At 70.7% G+C, this 13,969-nt stretch carries 13 protein-coding genes and 2 pseudogenes; 10 read left to right on the top strand and 5 right to left on the bottom strand.

The features are described 5' to 3' along the window. On the bottom strand, window positions 1–451 hold a 451-nt coding region (locus DKT69_RS12075; RefSeq protein WP_146231054.1), incomplete at its 3' end, for a hypothetical protein. Between the two features lie 36 nt (window positions 452–487). Between DKT69_RS12075 and DKT69_RS12070 the strand changes: the two genes are divergently transcribed. From DKT69_RS12070 to DKT69_RS12035, 8 genes and pseudogenes are all read left to right on the top strand, one after another. Then, entirely contained in the window at window positions 488–1,066 is a 579-nt protein-coding gene (locus tag DKT69_RS12070) for a sensor histidine kinase (protein WP_109801662.1), read from the top strand. Further along, window positions 1,063–1,740: a response regulator gene (locus DKT69_RS12065; protein WP_109801661.1), complete on the top strand. Its 678-nt coding sequence runs from the start codon at window positions 1,063–1,065 to the stop codon at window positions 1,738–1,740. The genes DKT69_RS12070 and DKT69_RS12065 overlap by 4 nt, the downstream gene beginning before the upstream one ends. Further along, the gene (locus DKT69_RS12060; protein WP_109801660.1) at window positions 1,737–2,234 is read left to right on the top strand and encodes a hypothetical protein; all 498 of its coding nucleotides are present in this window, start codon (window positions 1,737–1,739) and stop codon (window positions 2,232–2,234) included. The genes DKT69_RS12065 and DKT69_RS12060 overlap by 4 nt, the downstream gene beginning before the upstream one ends. A gap of 247 nt (window positions 2,235–2,481) precedes the next feature. Continuing rightward, window positions 2,482–4,095 (top strand): FAD-binding oxidoreductase, encoded by a 1,614-nt coding sequence (locus DKT69_RS12055; protein WP_109801659.1) that lies wholly within the window; start codon window positions 2,482–2,484, stop codon window positions 4,093–4,095. Window positions 4,096–4,554: 459 nt separating this feature from the next. Further along, a complete protein-coding gene (locus DKT69_RS12050) occupies window positions 4,555–6,405 on the top strand; it encodes a glycoside hydrolase family 15 protein (RefSeq protein ID WP_109801658.1) in 1,851 nt (616 codons plus the stop codon). After that, window positions 6,402–7,030, top strand: a pseudogene (locus DKT69_RS12045) (SDR family oxidoreductase). The gene DKT69_RS12050 and the pseudogene DKT69_RS12045 overlap by 4 nt, the downstream one beginning before the upstream one ends. Before the next feature lie 233 nt (window positions 7,031–7,263). Next, complete coding sequence (locus DKT69_RS12040) at window positions 7,264–7,704, top strand: VOC family protein (protein WP_109801663.1); 441 nt, start codon at window positions 7,264–7,266, stop codon at window positions 7,702–7,704. An 893-nt stretch (window positions 7,705–8,597) separates the two neighbouring features. After that, a pseudogene (locus DKT69_RS12035) lies at window positions 8,598–9,674 on the top strand (Tn3 family transposase); the annotation flags it as partial. 329 nt (window positions 9,675–10,003) lie between these two features. Here DKT69_RS12035 and DKT69_RS12030 read toward each other — a convergent pair. Continuing rightward, window positions 10,004–10,807 carry a DUF1062 domain-containing protein gene (locus tag DKT69_RS12030; protein WP_109801657.1) on the bottom strand — a complete coding sequence of 268 codons (804 nt, stop codon included), beginning with the start codon at window positions 10,805–10,807 and terminating at the stop codon, window positions 10,004–10,006. A 214-nt stretch (window positions 10,808–11,021) separates the two neighbouring features. Here DKT69_RS12030 and DKT69_RS12025 point away from each other — a divergent pair, with 214 nt between their 5' ends. Further along, window positions 11,022–11,798, top strand: a complete 777-nt coding sequence (locus DKT69_RS12025; protein WP_109801656.1) for a maleylpyruvate isomerase family mycothiol-dependent enzyme — start codon at window positions 11,022–11,024, stop codon at window positions 11,796–11,798. A gap of 60 nt (window positions 11,799–11,858) precedes the next feature. Here DKT69_RS12025 and DKT69_RS12020 read toward each other — a convergent pair whose 3' ends face one another. Further along, on the bottom strand, window positions 11,859–12,401 hold the full coding sequence (locus tag DKT69_RS12020) for an MSMEG_1061 family FMN-dependent PPOX-type flavoprotein (RefSeq protein ID WP_236647742.1): 543 nt from the start codon (window positions 12,399–12,401) through the stop codon (window positions 11,859–11,861). Window positions 12,402–12,432: 31 nt separating this feature from the next. Here DKT69_RS12020 and DKT69_RS12015 point away from each other — a divergent pair, with 31 nt between their 5' ends. Further along, window positions 12,433–12,807 carry a hypothetical protein gene (locus DKT69_RS12015; protein ID WP_146231053.1) on the top strand — a complete coding sequence of 125 codons (375 nt, stop codon included), beginning with the start codon at window positions 12,433–12,435 and terminating at the stop codon, window positions 12,805–12,807. A 5-nt stretch (window positions 12,808–12,812) separates the two neighbouring features. On the opposite strand, the gene DKT69_RS12010 is transcribed toward DKT69_RS12015, so the two are convergent. Then, complete coding sequence (locus tag DKT69_RS12010; RefSeq protein ID WP_109801653.1) at window positions 12,813–12,998, bottom strand: hypothetical protein; 186 nt, start codon at window positions 12,996–12,998, stop codon at window positions 12,813–12,815. Next, window positions 12,995–13,615: a recombinase family protein gene (locus DKT69_RS12005; protein ID WP_109801652.1), complete on the bottom strand. Its 621-nt coding sequence runs from the start codon at window positions 13,613–13,615 to the stop codon at window positions 12,995–12,997. The genes DKT69_RS12010 and DKT69_RS12005 overlap by 4 nt, the downstream gene beginning before the upstream one ends. Window positions 13,616–13,969: the final 354 nt, after the last annotated feature.

The following is a 13,969-nucleotide window of genomic DNA, read 5'->3' as shown; positions in this document are numbered from 1 at the left end:
TGCCCGGCCCCATCTCACCCGAACCCGCCAGCGCCGGCCCGCTCCCGTCCGCCTCCCGCCACGGGATCAGCCGCAACGCCAACCGCGCCCGCCCCGGACCCGCCAACCGGCGCGGCCCGTACTTCGCGTCGAACAACGCGAACACCCGCGCCCGCTGCGCGTCCCCGTCCACCCGCGCCAACCGGAACCGGGTACCCGACCAGCCGTCCACCGCCAACGGCCGCGACAACTGCACCTCCAGCGGCCCCGTCCCGTGATCGGTCAACTGGTCCACGATCGGCGAACCGTCGATGCACCACCCGTCGACCAACGCCACGAAGTGCACCTCGCAGGAGCGCAACACCACCCCGCCGTACCGCAACGCCATCGGCAGGCACACGTACTCCGCCAACCGCCGGGTGCTCGGATGCCGCCACAACTCGTCGAAGCGGCTCTCCACGAACTCACCCAACGGGCTGTCCTGCGCGACGACGCCGAGGAGCCGGGCGTGACCGGCCCGAACCGCACACCGCAGCCCGGCCGGCGGCAGCTCACCGAGCTGCTCGACGAGGCGCGCGACTCGACCGGGGCGGGCGCGCGGCTGCTCGTCAGCGGCCGGGTCGTCCCGCTCGATCCGGGCGTGCAGCTCACCACGTACCGGATCGTGCAGGAGGCGCCGACCAACGTCCGCCGGCACGCCCCCGGCGCCGCGGTCGACGTCGAACTGAACTACACCAGCGACGCCCTGCGCGTGCGGGTCCGCGACAGCGGCCCCGGACCGGTCCCCGGGCGGCCCCCCGACGCCGGACACGGGCTGCTCGGCATGCGCGAGCGGGTCGCCACCCTCAACGGCGAGCTGTGGACCGGCCCCGCGCCGGGCGGCGGCTTCCTGGTCGACGCGATGCTGCCCCTCCCCGAAGAGGTACCGTCGGCGACGCCGGTCGCGGCCGGGCCCGACGGTCACCCGAACCCTTGTCCGACCGAGCGAAACCATGGTGGACCAATGAGCGAGCGCAGCGAGCCAATCATCAGGCTCAGCGCGTTGGTGCCGCCAGACGGCGGCGAGCGTAGCGAGGCGCCGTCATGAGCGGGCCGGTGCGGGTCGTCGTCGCCGACGACCAGGAGGTCGTCCGCGCCGGCTTCGCCGCGCTCCTCGACACGCAGCCGGACCTCACTGTGGTCGGCAGCGCCGCCGACGGCGCCGAGGCGGTGCGGGTCTGCCGGGAGCGGCGGCCCGACGTGGTCCTCATGGACGTGCGCATGCCGGTGATGGACGGCATCGAGGCCACCCGGCACCTCGCCGCCCGCGACGGCCCCCGGATCCTCATCCTCACCACCTTCGACCTGGACGAGCACGTCTACGACGCCCTCGGCGCCGGCGCGAGCGGCTTCCTGCTCAAGGACGTCACCGCCGAGCGGCTCTTCGACGCCGTCCGGGTCGTCGCGGCCGGCGAGGCGCTCCTCGCGCCGACGGTGACCCGGCGGCTGATCGGGGAGTTCGCGCGGCTGCGCCCGCGACCGCCCCGGCACCCGGCCCGGCTCGGGGTACTCACCCCCCGGGAGACGGAGGTGCTGCGGCTGCTCGCCGAGGGCCTGTCCAACCCGGAGATCGCCGAGCGGCTCGTGGTCAGCGACGAGACCGTGAAGACGCACGTGAGCCGACTGCTGGGCAAGCTCGGCCTGCGGGACCGGACGCAGGCGGTCGTCGTCGCCTACGAGACCGGGCTGATCGTCCCGCGCGGCAACCAGGGCGGGCCGTGAACGACGACGCGCTCGCCGCCTCGCTCGCGGCGCACCTGGACCACCTCACGTTCGTGGACCGGCCGACCGACGAGGTCACCGCGCTGCTCGTCGACGCGGTCGCCGCATGGGGTGAGGCCCAGGGCTTCCGGGTGTACCGGCGCGCCACGAGTGTGGTCCCGCTGCCCGCCCCGTACCAGGACCGGCACTCGGTCGTGGACGTGGCCTGCGCTCGTCCCGTCGGCCGTCCCGTCGTGATCGAGGTGGACCGCACCGACCGCCGGCGTACCGTGGAGAAGCTGCTCGCCGAGGCCGACGCCGGCCGGGTCGCGCTCTGGGTGCGCTGGGGGCCGGGACCGTTCACCGCACCGCCCCCGCCGATCCGCCTCGTCACCTGCGAGGTGGCCGTGCGCAACCACCGGCACTCGCGACTGCCGACCCGCCCCGCGCCGCAGCACTCCGCGCCGGCCGGCGCCGCCGCCGAGCCGGTCGAGCTGCCGCTCCCCGCAGACTGAGCTTCATGCCCTCGTGGCCGGCGACGAACCCGAGCAGGTCGCGCGGGTCGGCGGTGATGCCAGCGGCAGGGCCTAGGCTGGGCGGCAGAGTGACCCACAACGCGGCCGAACGAGTACCGCTCAACCCAGCTTCTGGTCGGCGGCCCCCTGGACAGCCCGGGCCGCCGTCGGGATCGCCGCAGGTCCAGCGGCCTCCCACAGCAGACGACACCCGGGTCTACCCGGCGTTCAGATAGGTGGTGCGGCAGTGCGCGGCAAGACGCGTTCGTGGTGGGGATGGGGAAACATCGAGGACGCGGTGGCCGGCCCGGAGCGGGAGGAACTCAGCCGGCGCACTGCGGAGATGCTCCCGGGCGCGGACTTGGCCGTGCACGAAGCGCCGCCGGTCGAGTCGTTCGGGGTGGGTGCCAGCCGGGTCCAGGCGCCGCAGGCTCTGGCGCCGCTGGTCTCGCAGGACGTCCGCGACCGGCTGGCGCACAGCCACGGGCAGGCGTTCCGCGACGTGGTGCGGGCGCTGCTGGGGAAGCTGTCCGACGTTCCCGACCTCGTCGTGCGCCCGACCTCGGAGGCCGACGTCGTCCACGTGCTGGACTGGTGCACCGATGCGAACATCGCGGTCATCCCCTTCGGGGGCGGCTCTTCGGTGGTGGGAGGCGTCGAGCCCCGTGTGGGCGGCGGGTACTCCGGAGTGGTCAGCTTGGACCTGACCTCGATGAACCACGTCCTTGAGGTCGACTCCACCAGCCGGGCCGCGCTCGTCCAGGCAGGGGTTCTGGGCCCGCATCTGGAGGAGCAGCTCAGGCCGCAGGGGTACACACTTCGGTTCTTCCCCCAGTCCTTCGAGTTCTCCAGCCTCGGCGGTTGGCTGGCCACTCGGGCCGGTGGCCACTTCGCGACGCAGCTCACCCACATCGACGACCTCACCGAGTCGCTGCGGGTGGTCACCCCCGCCGGCGTCATCGAGACCCGCCGGGTTCCGGGCTCGGGCGCCGGTCCCTCCCCGGACCGGTTGTTCCTCGGCTCCGAGGGATCGCTCGGTGTCATCACCCAAGCCTGGGTCCGGCTTCAGGACCGACCCCGCTGGCGGGCCGGCGCCTCGGTGGGTTTCGCGGACTACGACGCGGGCGTTCAGGCTGTGCGCGCGCTGTCCCAGTCCGGGCTCCACCCGGCCAACTGCCGGCTCCTGGATCCGATGGAGGCACTGATCAACGCGGGCTCCTCGACCTCTGTCCTGGTGCTCGGCTTCGAATCCGCCGATCACCCCGTCACCGCCTGGATGGAACGGGCGCTGGAGCTGTGCCGTGACCACGGCGGAGTCCTGCCCGAGCCGCCGCGTTACACCGACACCGCCGACCAGGCCGCGCGCAGCGGAGCCGCCGATACCTGGCGCTCCTCGTTCGTGCGGATGCCGTACCGGCGGGACGCGCTTGCGGCTCAGGGCATGATTGTGGAGACCTTCGAGACGGCCTGCACGTGGGACCGGTTCGACTCTCTACGCGCGGCCGTCAACGCCGCAGCCGAGGACGCCATGCACCAGGTCGGCGCCACAGGAGTCGTGACCTGCCGCTTCTCCCACGTCTACCCCGACGGCCCCGCACCGTATTTCGGGATCTACGCCGCTGGTGGGTGGGGCAAGACGGTGGAGCAGTGGGACGAGATCAAGGCGGCGGTCTCCGAGGCGCTGATCGCGGGCGGAGCCACCATCACCCACCATCACGCGGTGGGCCGTGATCACCGGCCGTGGTACGACCAGCAGCGCCCCGACCTGTTCGCCTCCGCGCTCCAGGCCGGCAAGGCGGCACTCGACCCGGCGGGGATCCTCAACCCCGGCGTGGTGATCGATCCCCTGCGCAACCGGTGAGGACACTGTCGGTGCGCGCGGTCACCGGCAGCAGCGACCGAGTTCAGCAGAACCTCCGGTGCAGCAGGTCCGGACCCTCGGGCGCCCGCGTCCCGGTCGGGGAGAAGGATCTGCCCACCGCCGCCTTGAGCGCGTCGTACGCCGCGTTGCCGATCCGGGATGGATGGGAAGGGACAGCTGTCCGTTCCCATCCATCCCGGGCCACCCGGACCCGGTTTGACCTGAGATGGCCCAAGATAGCGAGGAGAGCCGAAGGCTGTGGCTTCTCACTATCGTGGGCCATCGCGCTGTTTGTCTTCTGATCGTGGTGGGCGTGGTGCCGTCACCGAAGGAGACATCGCAAGCGAGACAACGCTGGGTCACCGCCAGGCAGTCACAGGACGAGCATTACCGGCGGCCCGGCCAAGAGCCAGGAGCCGGCTGCGGAATGCCACCCCGTCCGGCCGGGTAGACACCCGCGTGGACAGCGGACCGATCGGTGACCACGGTTTCCTCGCGGACGGTCGCACCGCGGTCCTGGTGGACCGGGCCGGCTCGGTGAACTGGTGGTGCCCACTACGCTTCGACGGGCCCTCCGTTTTCGGGCGGTTGCTCGACGACGACGCCGGGCACTGGTCGATCCAGCCGGAGGAGCACTTCACCTCCGAACGGTCCTACCTGGACGACACGCTCGTGCTGCGTACCGTCTTCACCACCCGCCAGGGCAGCGTGGCGGTGACCGACGCCCTCGCGCTGGAGCCCGGCGCACGAGGCCACGACATCGGCCTGCGCTCACCGCGGGTGCTGGGCCGCGTGGTCGAGGGGCTCTCCGGCGAGGTGCCGGTCCGCCTGGACTACCGGCCACGGTTCGAGTACGGGCGGGTGACCGCCTACCTGACGGGGCAGGAGGGCGTGGTCCACGCGACCGCCGGCGGCTGCCGGCTGAGCCTGCGCGCCGACGTCCCGCTGGAGTGCAGGCGCGGTGACGCCACCGCGACCTTCACCGTCCGGGCCGGCCAAACCTACCGCTTCACCCTCGGCCACGCGCCGACCTACGATGCCGACCCGCCCGCGTTGCCCGACGCCGACCGGGTGGTGGCCGACGCCGTCGCCGGCTGGCGCTCCTGGGCCGACCTGCATGCGGACCAGTACCGCGGCCTTTTCCGCGACGAGGTGCGGCACAGCGCCCTCATCCTGCAGGGAATGACCTACCGACCCAGCAGCGCGATCGTCGCGGCGGCCACCACCTCGCTGCCCGAGGAACCGGGTGAGGACCGCAACTACGACTACCGCTACGTCTGGGTGCGCGACTTCAGCCTCACCCTCCAGGCCCTCTGGCGGGCGGCCTGCCCGGACGAGGCCAACCGGCAGTTCGCCTGGGTGGCCCGGGCGATGGGGCGCATCGGTGACGAACCGGTGCCCATCATGTACGGGGTGCAGGGGGAGCGGGACCTCACCGAGCACCCCCTCGACCACCTCGCCGGGTACGCCGACAGCCGGCCGGTTTTCGTCGGCAACGACGCCTGGAGGCAGCGGCAGTCCGACGTGCTCGGCGAGATCCTCGACGCGGCCTGGCTGATGCGCCACTACCTCGACCCGATGATGCCCGACGTGCGCCAACTACTGCGGGACCTCGCCGACCAGGCGGTGCGCAACTGGCAGCGGCCGGACGCCGGCATGTGGGAGGCCCGCGACGCCGAACGGCACTACGTCTCGTCCAAGGTGCAGTGCTGGACGGCGCTGGACCGGGCCGTCCGCTTCGGCCCGCGGCTCGGCGACCAGACCGACGTGGCCCGCTGGGCCGCCGCCCGGGACGAGATCCGCGAGGCCGTACTGACCCAGGGCTGGCACGAGCGGCTCGGCGCGTACACCGGGGCCTTCGGTTCCGACAAGCTGGACGCCTCGGTGCTGCTCATGCCGCTGGTCGGCTTCCTGCCGGCCGACGACCCGCGGATGCGCTCCACGGTGCGCGTGATCGAACGCGAGCTTTCCCACGACGGGCTGCTGCGCCGCTGGGACGGCGACCCGGCCGGCTTCGTCATCTGCTCGTTCTGGCTGGTCAGCTGCCTGGCGCTGGCCGGTGAGGTGGACCGGGCCCACCACATGTTCGGGCGGCTCGCCGCCCGGGCCAATGATCTGGGGCTCTTCGCCGAGCAGATCGACCAAGCCACCGGGGAGCAGCTCGGCAACTTCCCGCAGGCCTTCTCGCACATCGGGCTGATCAATGCCGCCGGCAGGCTCACCGAGGCCGCCGAACGGCGCGCCGCCTCGGGCCAGCCGCGACATCCCGTGCCGGCCGGTACGGAACGGACGGAAGGGGCACGCTCATGACTGGACGCCTCGAGGGGAAGACCGCCCTGATCACCGGTTCGGACTCGGGGATCGGGCAGGCCACCGCGATCGAGTTCGGCCGGGAGGGCGCCGACGTGGTGGTGCATTACCTGCACGACCATGCCGGCGCGAACCACACGAAGGCCAAGGTGCAGGAGGCCGGCGGGCGGGCCGTGGTGGTGCAGGCCGACATCAGCGTCGAGCACCAGGTCGAGGCGATGTTCGACGAGGCGCTGGCCGAGTTCGGCACGCTGGACATCCTGATGAACGACGCCGGGGTGGACGCCTCCGGCATCCCGGTCGCCGACCTGGACACCGAGACCTGGGACCGGGCCATCCGGATCAACGTCTACGGCACGTTCTTCTGCTCCCGCCGGTTCGTCCGGCATCGTCGCGACCAGGGCGGGCGCGGAAAGATCATCAACATCACCTCCATCCACCAGGAGGTCGCCCGGGCCGGCGGCGCGGACTACGACACCAGCAAGGGCGGCATGCTGGAGTTCGCCAAGAGCCTCGCCCTCCCAAACTCGCCGTCTTCCTGGCCAGCGACGACGCCGACTACGTGACGGGCTCGACGTATTTCATGGACGGCGGCCTGATGCAGAACCAGGGACAGGGCGCTTGATGACTCGATGTCGGGCGGCGTGTGCGCCCGACGTGAGGACTCGCTTCGCCACCACGTGCCAGGGGGAGGGGTCACCAGCCGTCGTAGAGCGTCCCTGATGGCGTTTTGTAGTTATTCGCGTTCTTTGGGTGACGGTTGGTCGAGGATGAGCGCAGGGGGACAGCCAAGGGCGCAGGAATCGAGAAAAATTCGCACGTTGCTGCCATCGCAGGAGAGGAGCCGAAGTCGTGGACATGAAGCTCGAGTTCATCGTGCTGCCGGTCGCCGACGTGGAACGGGCCAAGAACTTCTACAAGGCGCTGGGTTGGCGGGAGGATATCGACATCGGCGAGGGGGATGCCCGGGTGGCGCAGATGACACCGCCCAGGTCGGAGTGCTCGATCATGTTGGGCCGCAGCCTCACCTCGGCCGCGCCCGGCTCCCTGCAGGGCCTGTGCCTGGTGGTGAACGACATCGAGGCGGCCCGGGCCGAGCTGGTTGGCCGCGGCGTCGAGGTGAGCGAGGTGTTCCACGACGCCGGCGGTGGAATGCCCCAGGCGAACGCTCAGGGACGGGTCCCTGGGCTGGCTCCGGACCGAGCGAGTTATTTCTCGTTCGCCTCGTTCAACGACCCGGACGGCAACGGCTGGTACCTCCAGGAGGTCACCAAACGCTTTCCTGGCCGGCTGTGGTGAGTGCCGGACCCGCTCTTCTCGAGGCGGAGGACTGGAGCGCCAGTCTGCGCTGCCGACGCTCCCGCGCCAGTGTTCGCCGACGCGTGGAAGGTCGCCCGAGCCGAGTGATCCTGTGAGGGGATGGCCGAGGACGCGCCGGGCAGCCCCTCACAGCTTCCAGCAACGGCGCAAGCGGGCCCGGCAGTGCCGAAAAGTGCACGGCGGTGGGGCCTATCCGAGGTCGGTACGCCAGGCGTCGTTCGCGGTCAGATACTCGAGCCCGATATCCTCCTGGGCGAGTCGGGTACCTCCGGTGACGTGAGCCTGGGCTGCGGGCCGCAGGTGCGGTGGAAGCCACTCGGTATGGTGCGCGGCTTTGGCTTCGCTGACTTTCGGCTGCCCGGGTGCGGCCTCGCGTGCGTGAGCAGGGCCTGGTACAGCCCGTCGGCGGGGCGAATCGGTGGCAGGCCCTCGGCGTGAGCGACGGCCGCAGCGTTGCTCGGGATCTGCAGGCCTTTGACGTCGAGGTCACCGAAGTAGCGGACCTCCCGGAAGTCCCGACCGAGGCGGGGGATCGACAACAGACAACACGGACGCCTCGAAACCTCCGCCGGCGCCCCAGCCGACCGGGACCGACGCGTCCCGGATTGCCGGAGAGAGCGTGAACAATGGAGTCGAAGGTGTCGCTGTTCTCCACCACCAGCAGCACGTCGCCGTCGCCGACGGTTTCCGCGGTGAGCCTCCCACAACAGGGTCAGAGTGAGCCGGCCCGGCCCGAACAGAGTGCTGGAGACAAGCCGGGGTAAGGCGAGCGCGCCGGCGGTGGTGAGCTCAGTCAGAGTGTCCGCGAGGACGGCGCGGCGGCGGACAGAGGTACGGCTCGCCGGGTCGGCTTCGTCAAAGGCATGCCACCGCACGTAGACCAGAACTACATCCGCGCCGACACCCACGCCGCCGCCAACGCCCGCCTGGTCGACTATCAGCAGCGCATCGGTATCACCGAGCTGTGGGGCGATGGCCTGGTCGCCTCGGTCGACGGGCTGCGCTTCCGGGTACCGGTGCAGTCGGTCCACGCCGCGCCCAGCCCGCGCTTCTTCGGCTACAAACGCGGCATCACCTGGCTGAACGCGGTCAACGACCGGTTCGCCGGCCTCGGCGCGATCATCATCACCGGCACCGTCCGCGACAGCCTCTACATCCTCGACACGCTGCTCAACCTCGACGCCGGCCCGAAGCCGGAGATGGTGGCGACCGACACGGCCAGCTACTCGGACATTGTCTTCGGCCTATTTCGGCTGCTGGGGTACCGGTTCTCCCCGCGCATCGCCGATGTGGGCGGCACCGGGTTCTGGCGTGCCGACATTCCCGGCCGGGCCGCCGGCGACTACGGCCCGCTGAACGCGATCGCCCGCAACAAGGTCAACCTCGAACGGATCATCACCCACTGGCCGGACATGCTACGGGTGGCCGGCTCCCTGATCACTAACCAGGTCCGCGCCTACGACCTGCTGCGGATGCTGACCCGCGACGGGCATCCCACCCCGCTCGGTCAAGCCCTGGCCGAGTACGGCCGGATCGCCAAGACCCTGCACCTGCTGGCCATGGTCGACCCGGTCGACCCGGTCGACGAAACCTACCGGCGTACCGTGACCCGGCAACTGAACATCGGCGAGTCCCGACACTCCCTGGCCCGCAAGATCCTGCACGGACACCGCGGCGACATCATGCAGCCCTACCGCACCGGACAGGATGACCAGCTCGGCGCGCTCGGACTCGTCCTCAACGCGGTCGTGCTCTTCAACACCCGCTACATCGACCTGGCCGTCACCGCGCTCCGCGCCCAGGGCTACCAGGTCCGCGACGAGGACGCCGCCCGCTTGTCACCGCTCGGGTACGCGCACATCAACATGCTGGGGCGTTACACCTTCCCCGCCCCGTCAAGCGCACAGCAGCTCAGGTCCCTGCGCGACCCGGATGCCGGTGTCGGCTGATGCCATGAGGCGTGGCAGCGGTGTGTAACGGGGCGATAAGGCGCGGGTTCGGTGTCCGCGTCGCGGGCCGCGAGCGGAGGTGCTGTCCGGCCCCGAGGGTGGATGCGTTGCTCGCGAGGCGGGAGTAGTCGCTCAGGCGAGATGTCGCGGACAGCCAAGCGGAGGTCTTTGAAGCACGGGATTCGCACGCAGGCATGTCCGTGCGGGCGAAGGCCGGCACATTCAAGTGAGCCGCCGCACGCTGGGCCGGCCCGCCGACCGCGACGGCCGGCGGGCCGGATGGTACGGGCCGCCCCACGGCGCAGGTCATCGCGCCGTGGGGTGGCGCCTCATGCCCGCTCGGGTGACAGCGGTGGGGCGGTGACGACAAGGAAGGTGAAGTCCTCGCGGGCCTTGGCGTCGATGGGCAGGGGCAGGCGGATGCGCCCGGAGTCGACCATGCCTCGCACGGCGGGACGGCTCAGGCCGAACCCGGCGGTGAGCAGCTTCTCGACCCGGACGGGTGCCGGGAGCTCGAACCTGATGATGACCTCGAGCGGCCCGGCATCCTCGCGCTGGAGGTCGTAGAACGGTATGTCGGTGTCCAACTGCCAGGTGCCGGTCCAGTCGAGCTGGTAGGCGGCCTTGTGGGCGAGCGTCGCGTCCATGGTCAGCTGTCGCACCATGGCCGGATCGTTGTTCTCGAACCTCAGTAGCCGCTCGTGGTCCAGCGCCCGCACGTTGACGCGCTCGTGGACGGGGATCTTCGACGTGCGGCCGCACAGGTCGCAGCAGATCAGCAGCCACACGTCGAGCAGCTTGTGGTTCGCGTTGACCCGGATCTTCCCGGTGGGACGGTGACGGGTGGACCTGCACGACACGCAGGCTTTGACGATGGTCGGCAGTCCGAGCTCGCTGACCACCCACAGCGCTTTGCGGTCGATGCCGGGTCCGCGACCGTCGGCCGGCACGCGGACATGGCGGGAACTATTCATGGCTTCGGCGATTCCAAGGTCTAGGCAGGAGGCGCCCGGCAGCGCGATGGCGCGCCGGGGGGTGCCTCCCGGATCCAGTGGCGGGCAGCCGGCGTCTCGGCGCGGAGCACGCCGGCTGGCGCGACGTCGCAGATCACGTCGCGTGAAGGAAGCCCGCACCGGTCACCCGGTGCGGGCTTCGAGTGGCACGGCGGACGAGACGGGGAGGTGACTCGAACCCGCCTTCATCGCGCACGTGCGCCACTGGTCACTGATCCATGCGCGTCAGCATGGTCAACCCGCGGGCCGCCGGGCAACGGATTTCCGCGTGGCCCCGCCGCCGGGGCGGGGAAACCCGCTGTCGGTTGTCGGAGCGGGGTGGTACAAAGCCGCGGTGGAAAAGACTCTGGAGTTCGCCGACCTGTTGCGGCTGATGGACGAACGATCGACCGCTTTCCGGGCGGCGGTCGCCGCGGCACCCAGCCTCGACGTGCGAGTGCCGACCTGCCCCGAGTGGACGTTGTTCGACCTGGTGCAGCACCTGGGCGAGGGACGCCGCAAGTGGGCCGCCATCGTGGCCGCGGGGCCCGCCGACGCTCCGCCGGCCATCTCCGCCCCGGTGCCGCCCCGGGAGCGCGAGGCCCTGCTGGCCTGGTTCGCCGCGTCGACGGGGGAGCTGCTGGCCGCGTTGCGGGAGGCCGGCCCGGATCGTGGTTGCTGGACGTGGTGGGGTCCGTCGCAGTCGCCGCAGACCGCTGGTGCCGTTGCCCGGCACCAGCTTCAGCAGGTCGCCGTGCACACCTATGACGCCCAGGTCGCCGTGGGCGCCCCGCAGCCGTTGCCGGACGAGGTGGCCCTCGACGGTGTCGACGAGTTCCTGACCACCTGCGTCGCGACGACGGCCGCGTGGCCGCACAAGCCCGCTGTCATCGACTACCACGCCACCGAGGGCCGTTCCTGGCGGCTCTGGTTCTCCGCCGACGGCGCACGGACCGCCCGGCTCTCCGCGCCGGTCGCCGGCGAGGGCCCGGAGGCGGCCTATGTCTCCGCCCGGGGTACGGCCAATGAGCTGGTCATGTTCTTCTACGGCCGCATTCCGATGGACTTGCTGCGGCTCGACGGCGACCGCCGCGTCTTCGACCAGCTGATCGCCTGGGAGCCGGAGGAGTAGGACGCGACGAGGGCCGGCACGGCCTGGGCCTGAGCGCCCGGCCGGCCGGTCCGCGGCCCGTCACTCGTACCGGTATTTCAGCGAGTCCGCCTCCACCTGTTCGATGTCTGCGATCGTCAGCTCCGGCATCCGCAGCTGGGCCAGCGTCATCTCGGCCGAGGTCGGCTGGGCGTCCGCCGGCAGCCACTGCTCCGGCTTCCAGACCCCGCCGCGCAGCAGCGCCTTGGGGCAGTGCGGGTAGACCTCCTCGATGCCCAGCACCAGCGCACTGGCCGGCGGCTTGCCCACGGCGGTCAGCTGTGAGAGCAGCTCGGGGCGGGTGGAGACGCAGGCCCGGCCGTTGACCCTGAGGGTCGTGGTGCGCCCCGGGATGACGAACAGCAGCCCGGCCCGCCCGGTCGCGACGACGTTCTGCAGGGTGTCCAGGCGCTTGTTGCCCGTCGCGTCCGGTATCGCCACCGTCCGCGCGTCCAGGACGGCGACGAACCCGGCGGGGCCGCCGCGCGGGGAGACGTCGCAGTTGCCCTCGGCGTCCACGCTGGCGACCAGGACCAGCGACGAGCAGCCGATCAACCGCCGGGTCTGCTCGGTGAGCTCGGTCATCTGCTTACGCACGGCGGCGCGGCTTGCGGCTGTGGTGAGGGCGGCCGCCGAGCGGCACGGCAGCTACGGGTACGGCAACCCGGTGATGCTGGTGCACGCCGTCACCGCACCGAACGCGGTCATGCGCGTCCTGCCGGTTCTTCCCGAGGCGATGTGGCCGGCAAGTCTCGCCGCGGCCTGGGCGGCAACGGCTGCGGTCACTGCCGCATACGCACCGGCCGAACCGCGCCTGCTACCGCAGCCTCGCCCCGACCTCACCATCGCGGAGCTGGCCGACCGGGCGGTGGCGATCGGCGATCCGCACGCGATCAAATACGCCGACGCGGTCGCCGACGTACTCGCCGCCGCGCCCGACCCGGCGTTGCTCTCGGCGGCAGTACGCAGCGTTGATGAGCTGGCCGATTGACCGTGTCACCCCGAGTCCCGCGTGAGGTCTTGTAGCCGAATCTTCATGGTGATGACGTCCACGGCGGCCCGGTACATGTAATCACGTTCGTCGTACCGGGAGCTGCCGCCGCGGGCGGGCCGCTGCGCTACGCGGGGGCGGGAGACGTTGAGGATGCCGTCGACGTCGAGTAGCCAGCCCGGCCGGTTCACCGGGGCCCGCCTCTCGGTGCGGCGGTAGACGCGGTCGCCGTGGTGGGCCGCTCCGCGGTGTCAGTGCGGATGTTGCGGTAGATGGTCATGGGGGTGACGCCGCAGGAAGCGGCGATCTCGGCCATCGTGAACTGCTTCGAGTCGTACATGCGCTGCGCCTTGTTGATCAGGGCGGGGGTCATCTTAGGTTTGCGACCGCCAGTGCGGCCGCGGGCACGGGCAGCGGCCAGGCCAGCGAGGGTGCGTTCCTTGATGAGCGCGGCTTCGTACTCCGCCATCAAGGCGAACATGCCGAAGACGAGCTTGCCATGCGCGGTGGTGGTGTCGACGATCCCGTTGGTCAGCGACTTGACCCCGACGCCGCGGGCTTCGAGGAGGGCGACGATGTCCACCAGGTCACGCAGGCTACGGCCGAGCCGGTCGATCTTCCAGATGATCAGAGTGTCGCCGGGGCGCAGATCGTCCAGGCAGGCCTGCCACTGCGGGCGGTCGGCCTTGGTTCCGGTGGCCACGTCTTTGTAGATCTTGAGGCAGTCCTCGGCGGCGAGAGCATCAAGCTGCAGTTGCGGATCTTGGTCGGCAGTACTGACTCGCGCGTACCCGATCTTGTGTCCCACCGGCGCACTCTATCGGAACTCATTTTCAGTGGGGTGTTGTGATGGCTTGTTTCCGAGATGAGTTTTGGTGGGGTGCGATGCTGGGCCGACATTCGGTGGCGGCCGTCCTGGAGAGGGTCTATCGGAAACGAACGTATATGTGAGATCCCCAGAGCAAGATCATTCTCAGCGCTAACCGCTGTACCGCTCTTCCTCAACCCCGAAGGTGCAGGGGGCAGGGCCGGACGCAATGCCGCGTAGCCTAAGTTGATCATGGAGTTTGGTGGCTGAGCTTGTAGAGCCGGATCGTGGCGGGTCTGTCGTGGCGGACGCCGCCTGGTTCGTCGGGTTTCTTGACGCGGTACTGGTTGTGGC

It is taken from the genome of Micromonospora sicca (assembly GCF_003172935.1).
Lineage (GTDB): Bacteria > Actinomycetota > Actinomycetes > Mycobacteriales > Micromonosporaceae > Micromonospora > Micromonospora sicca.
Note: the sequence above shows the minus strand (reverse complement) of the source record. Positions and strands in the feature narration are given on the sequence as shown.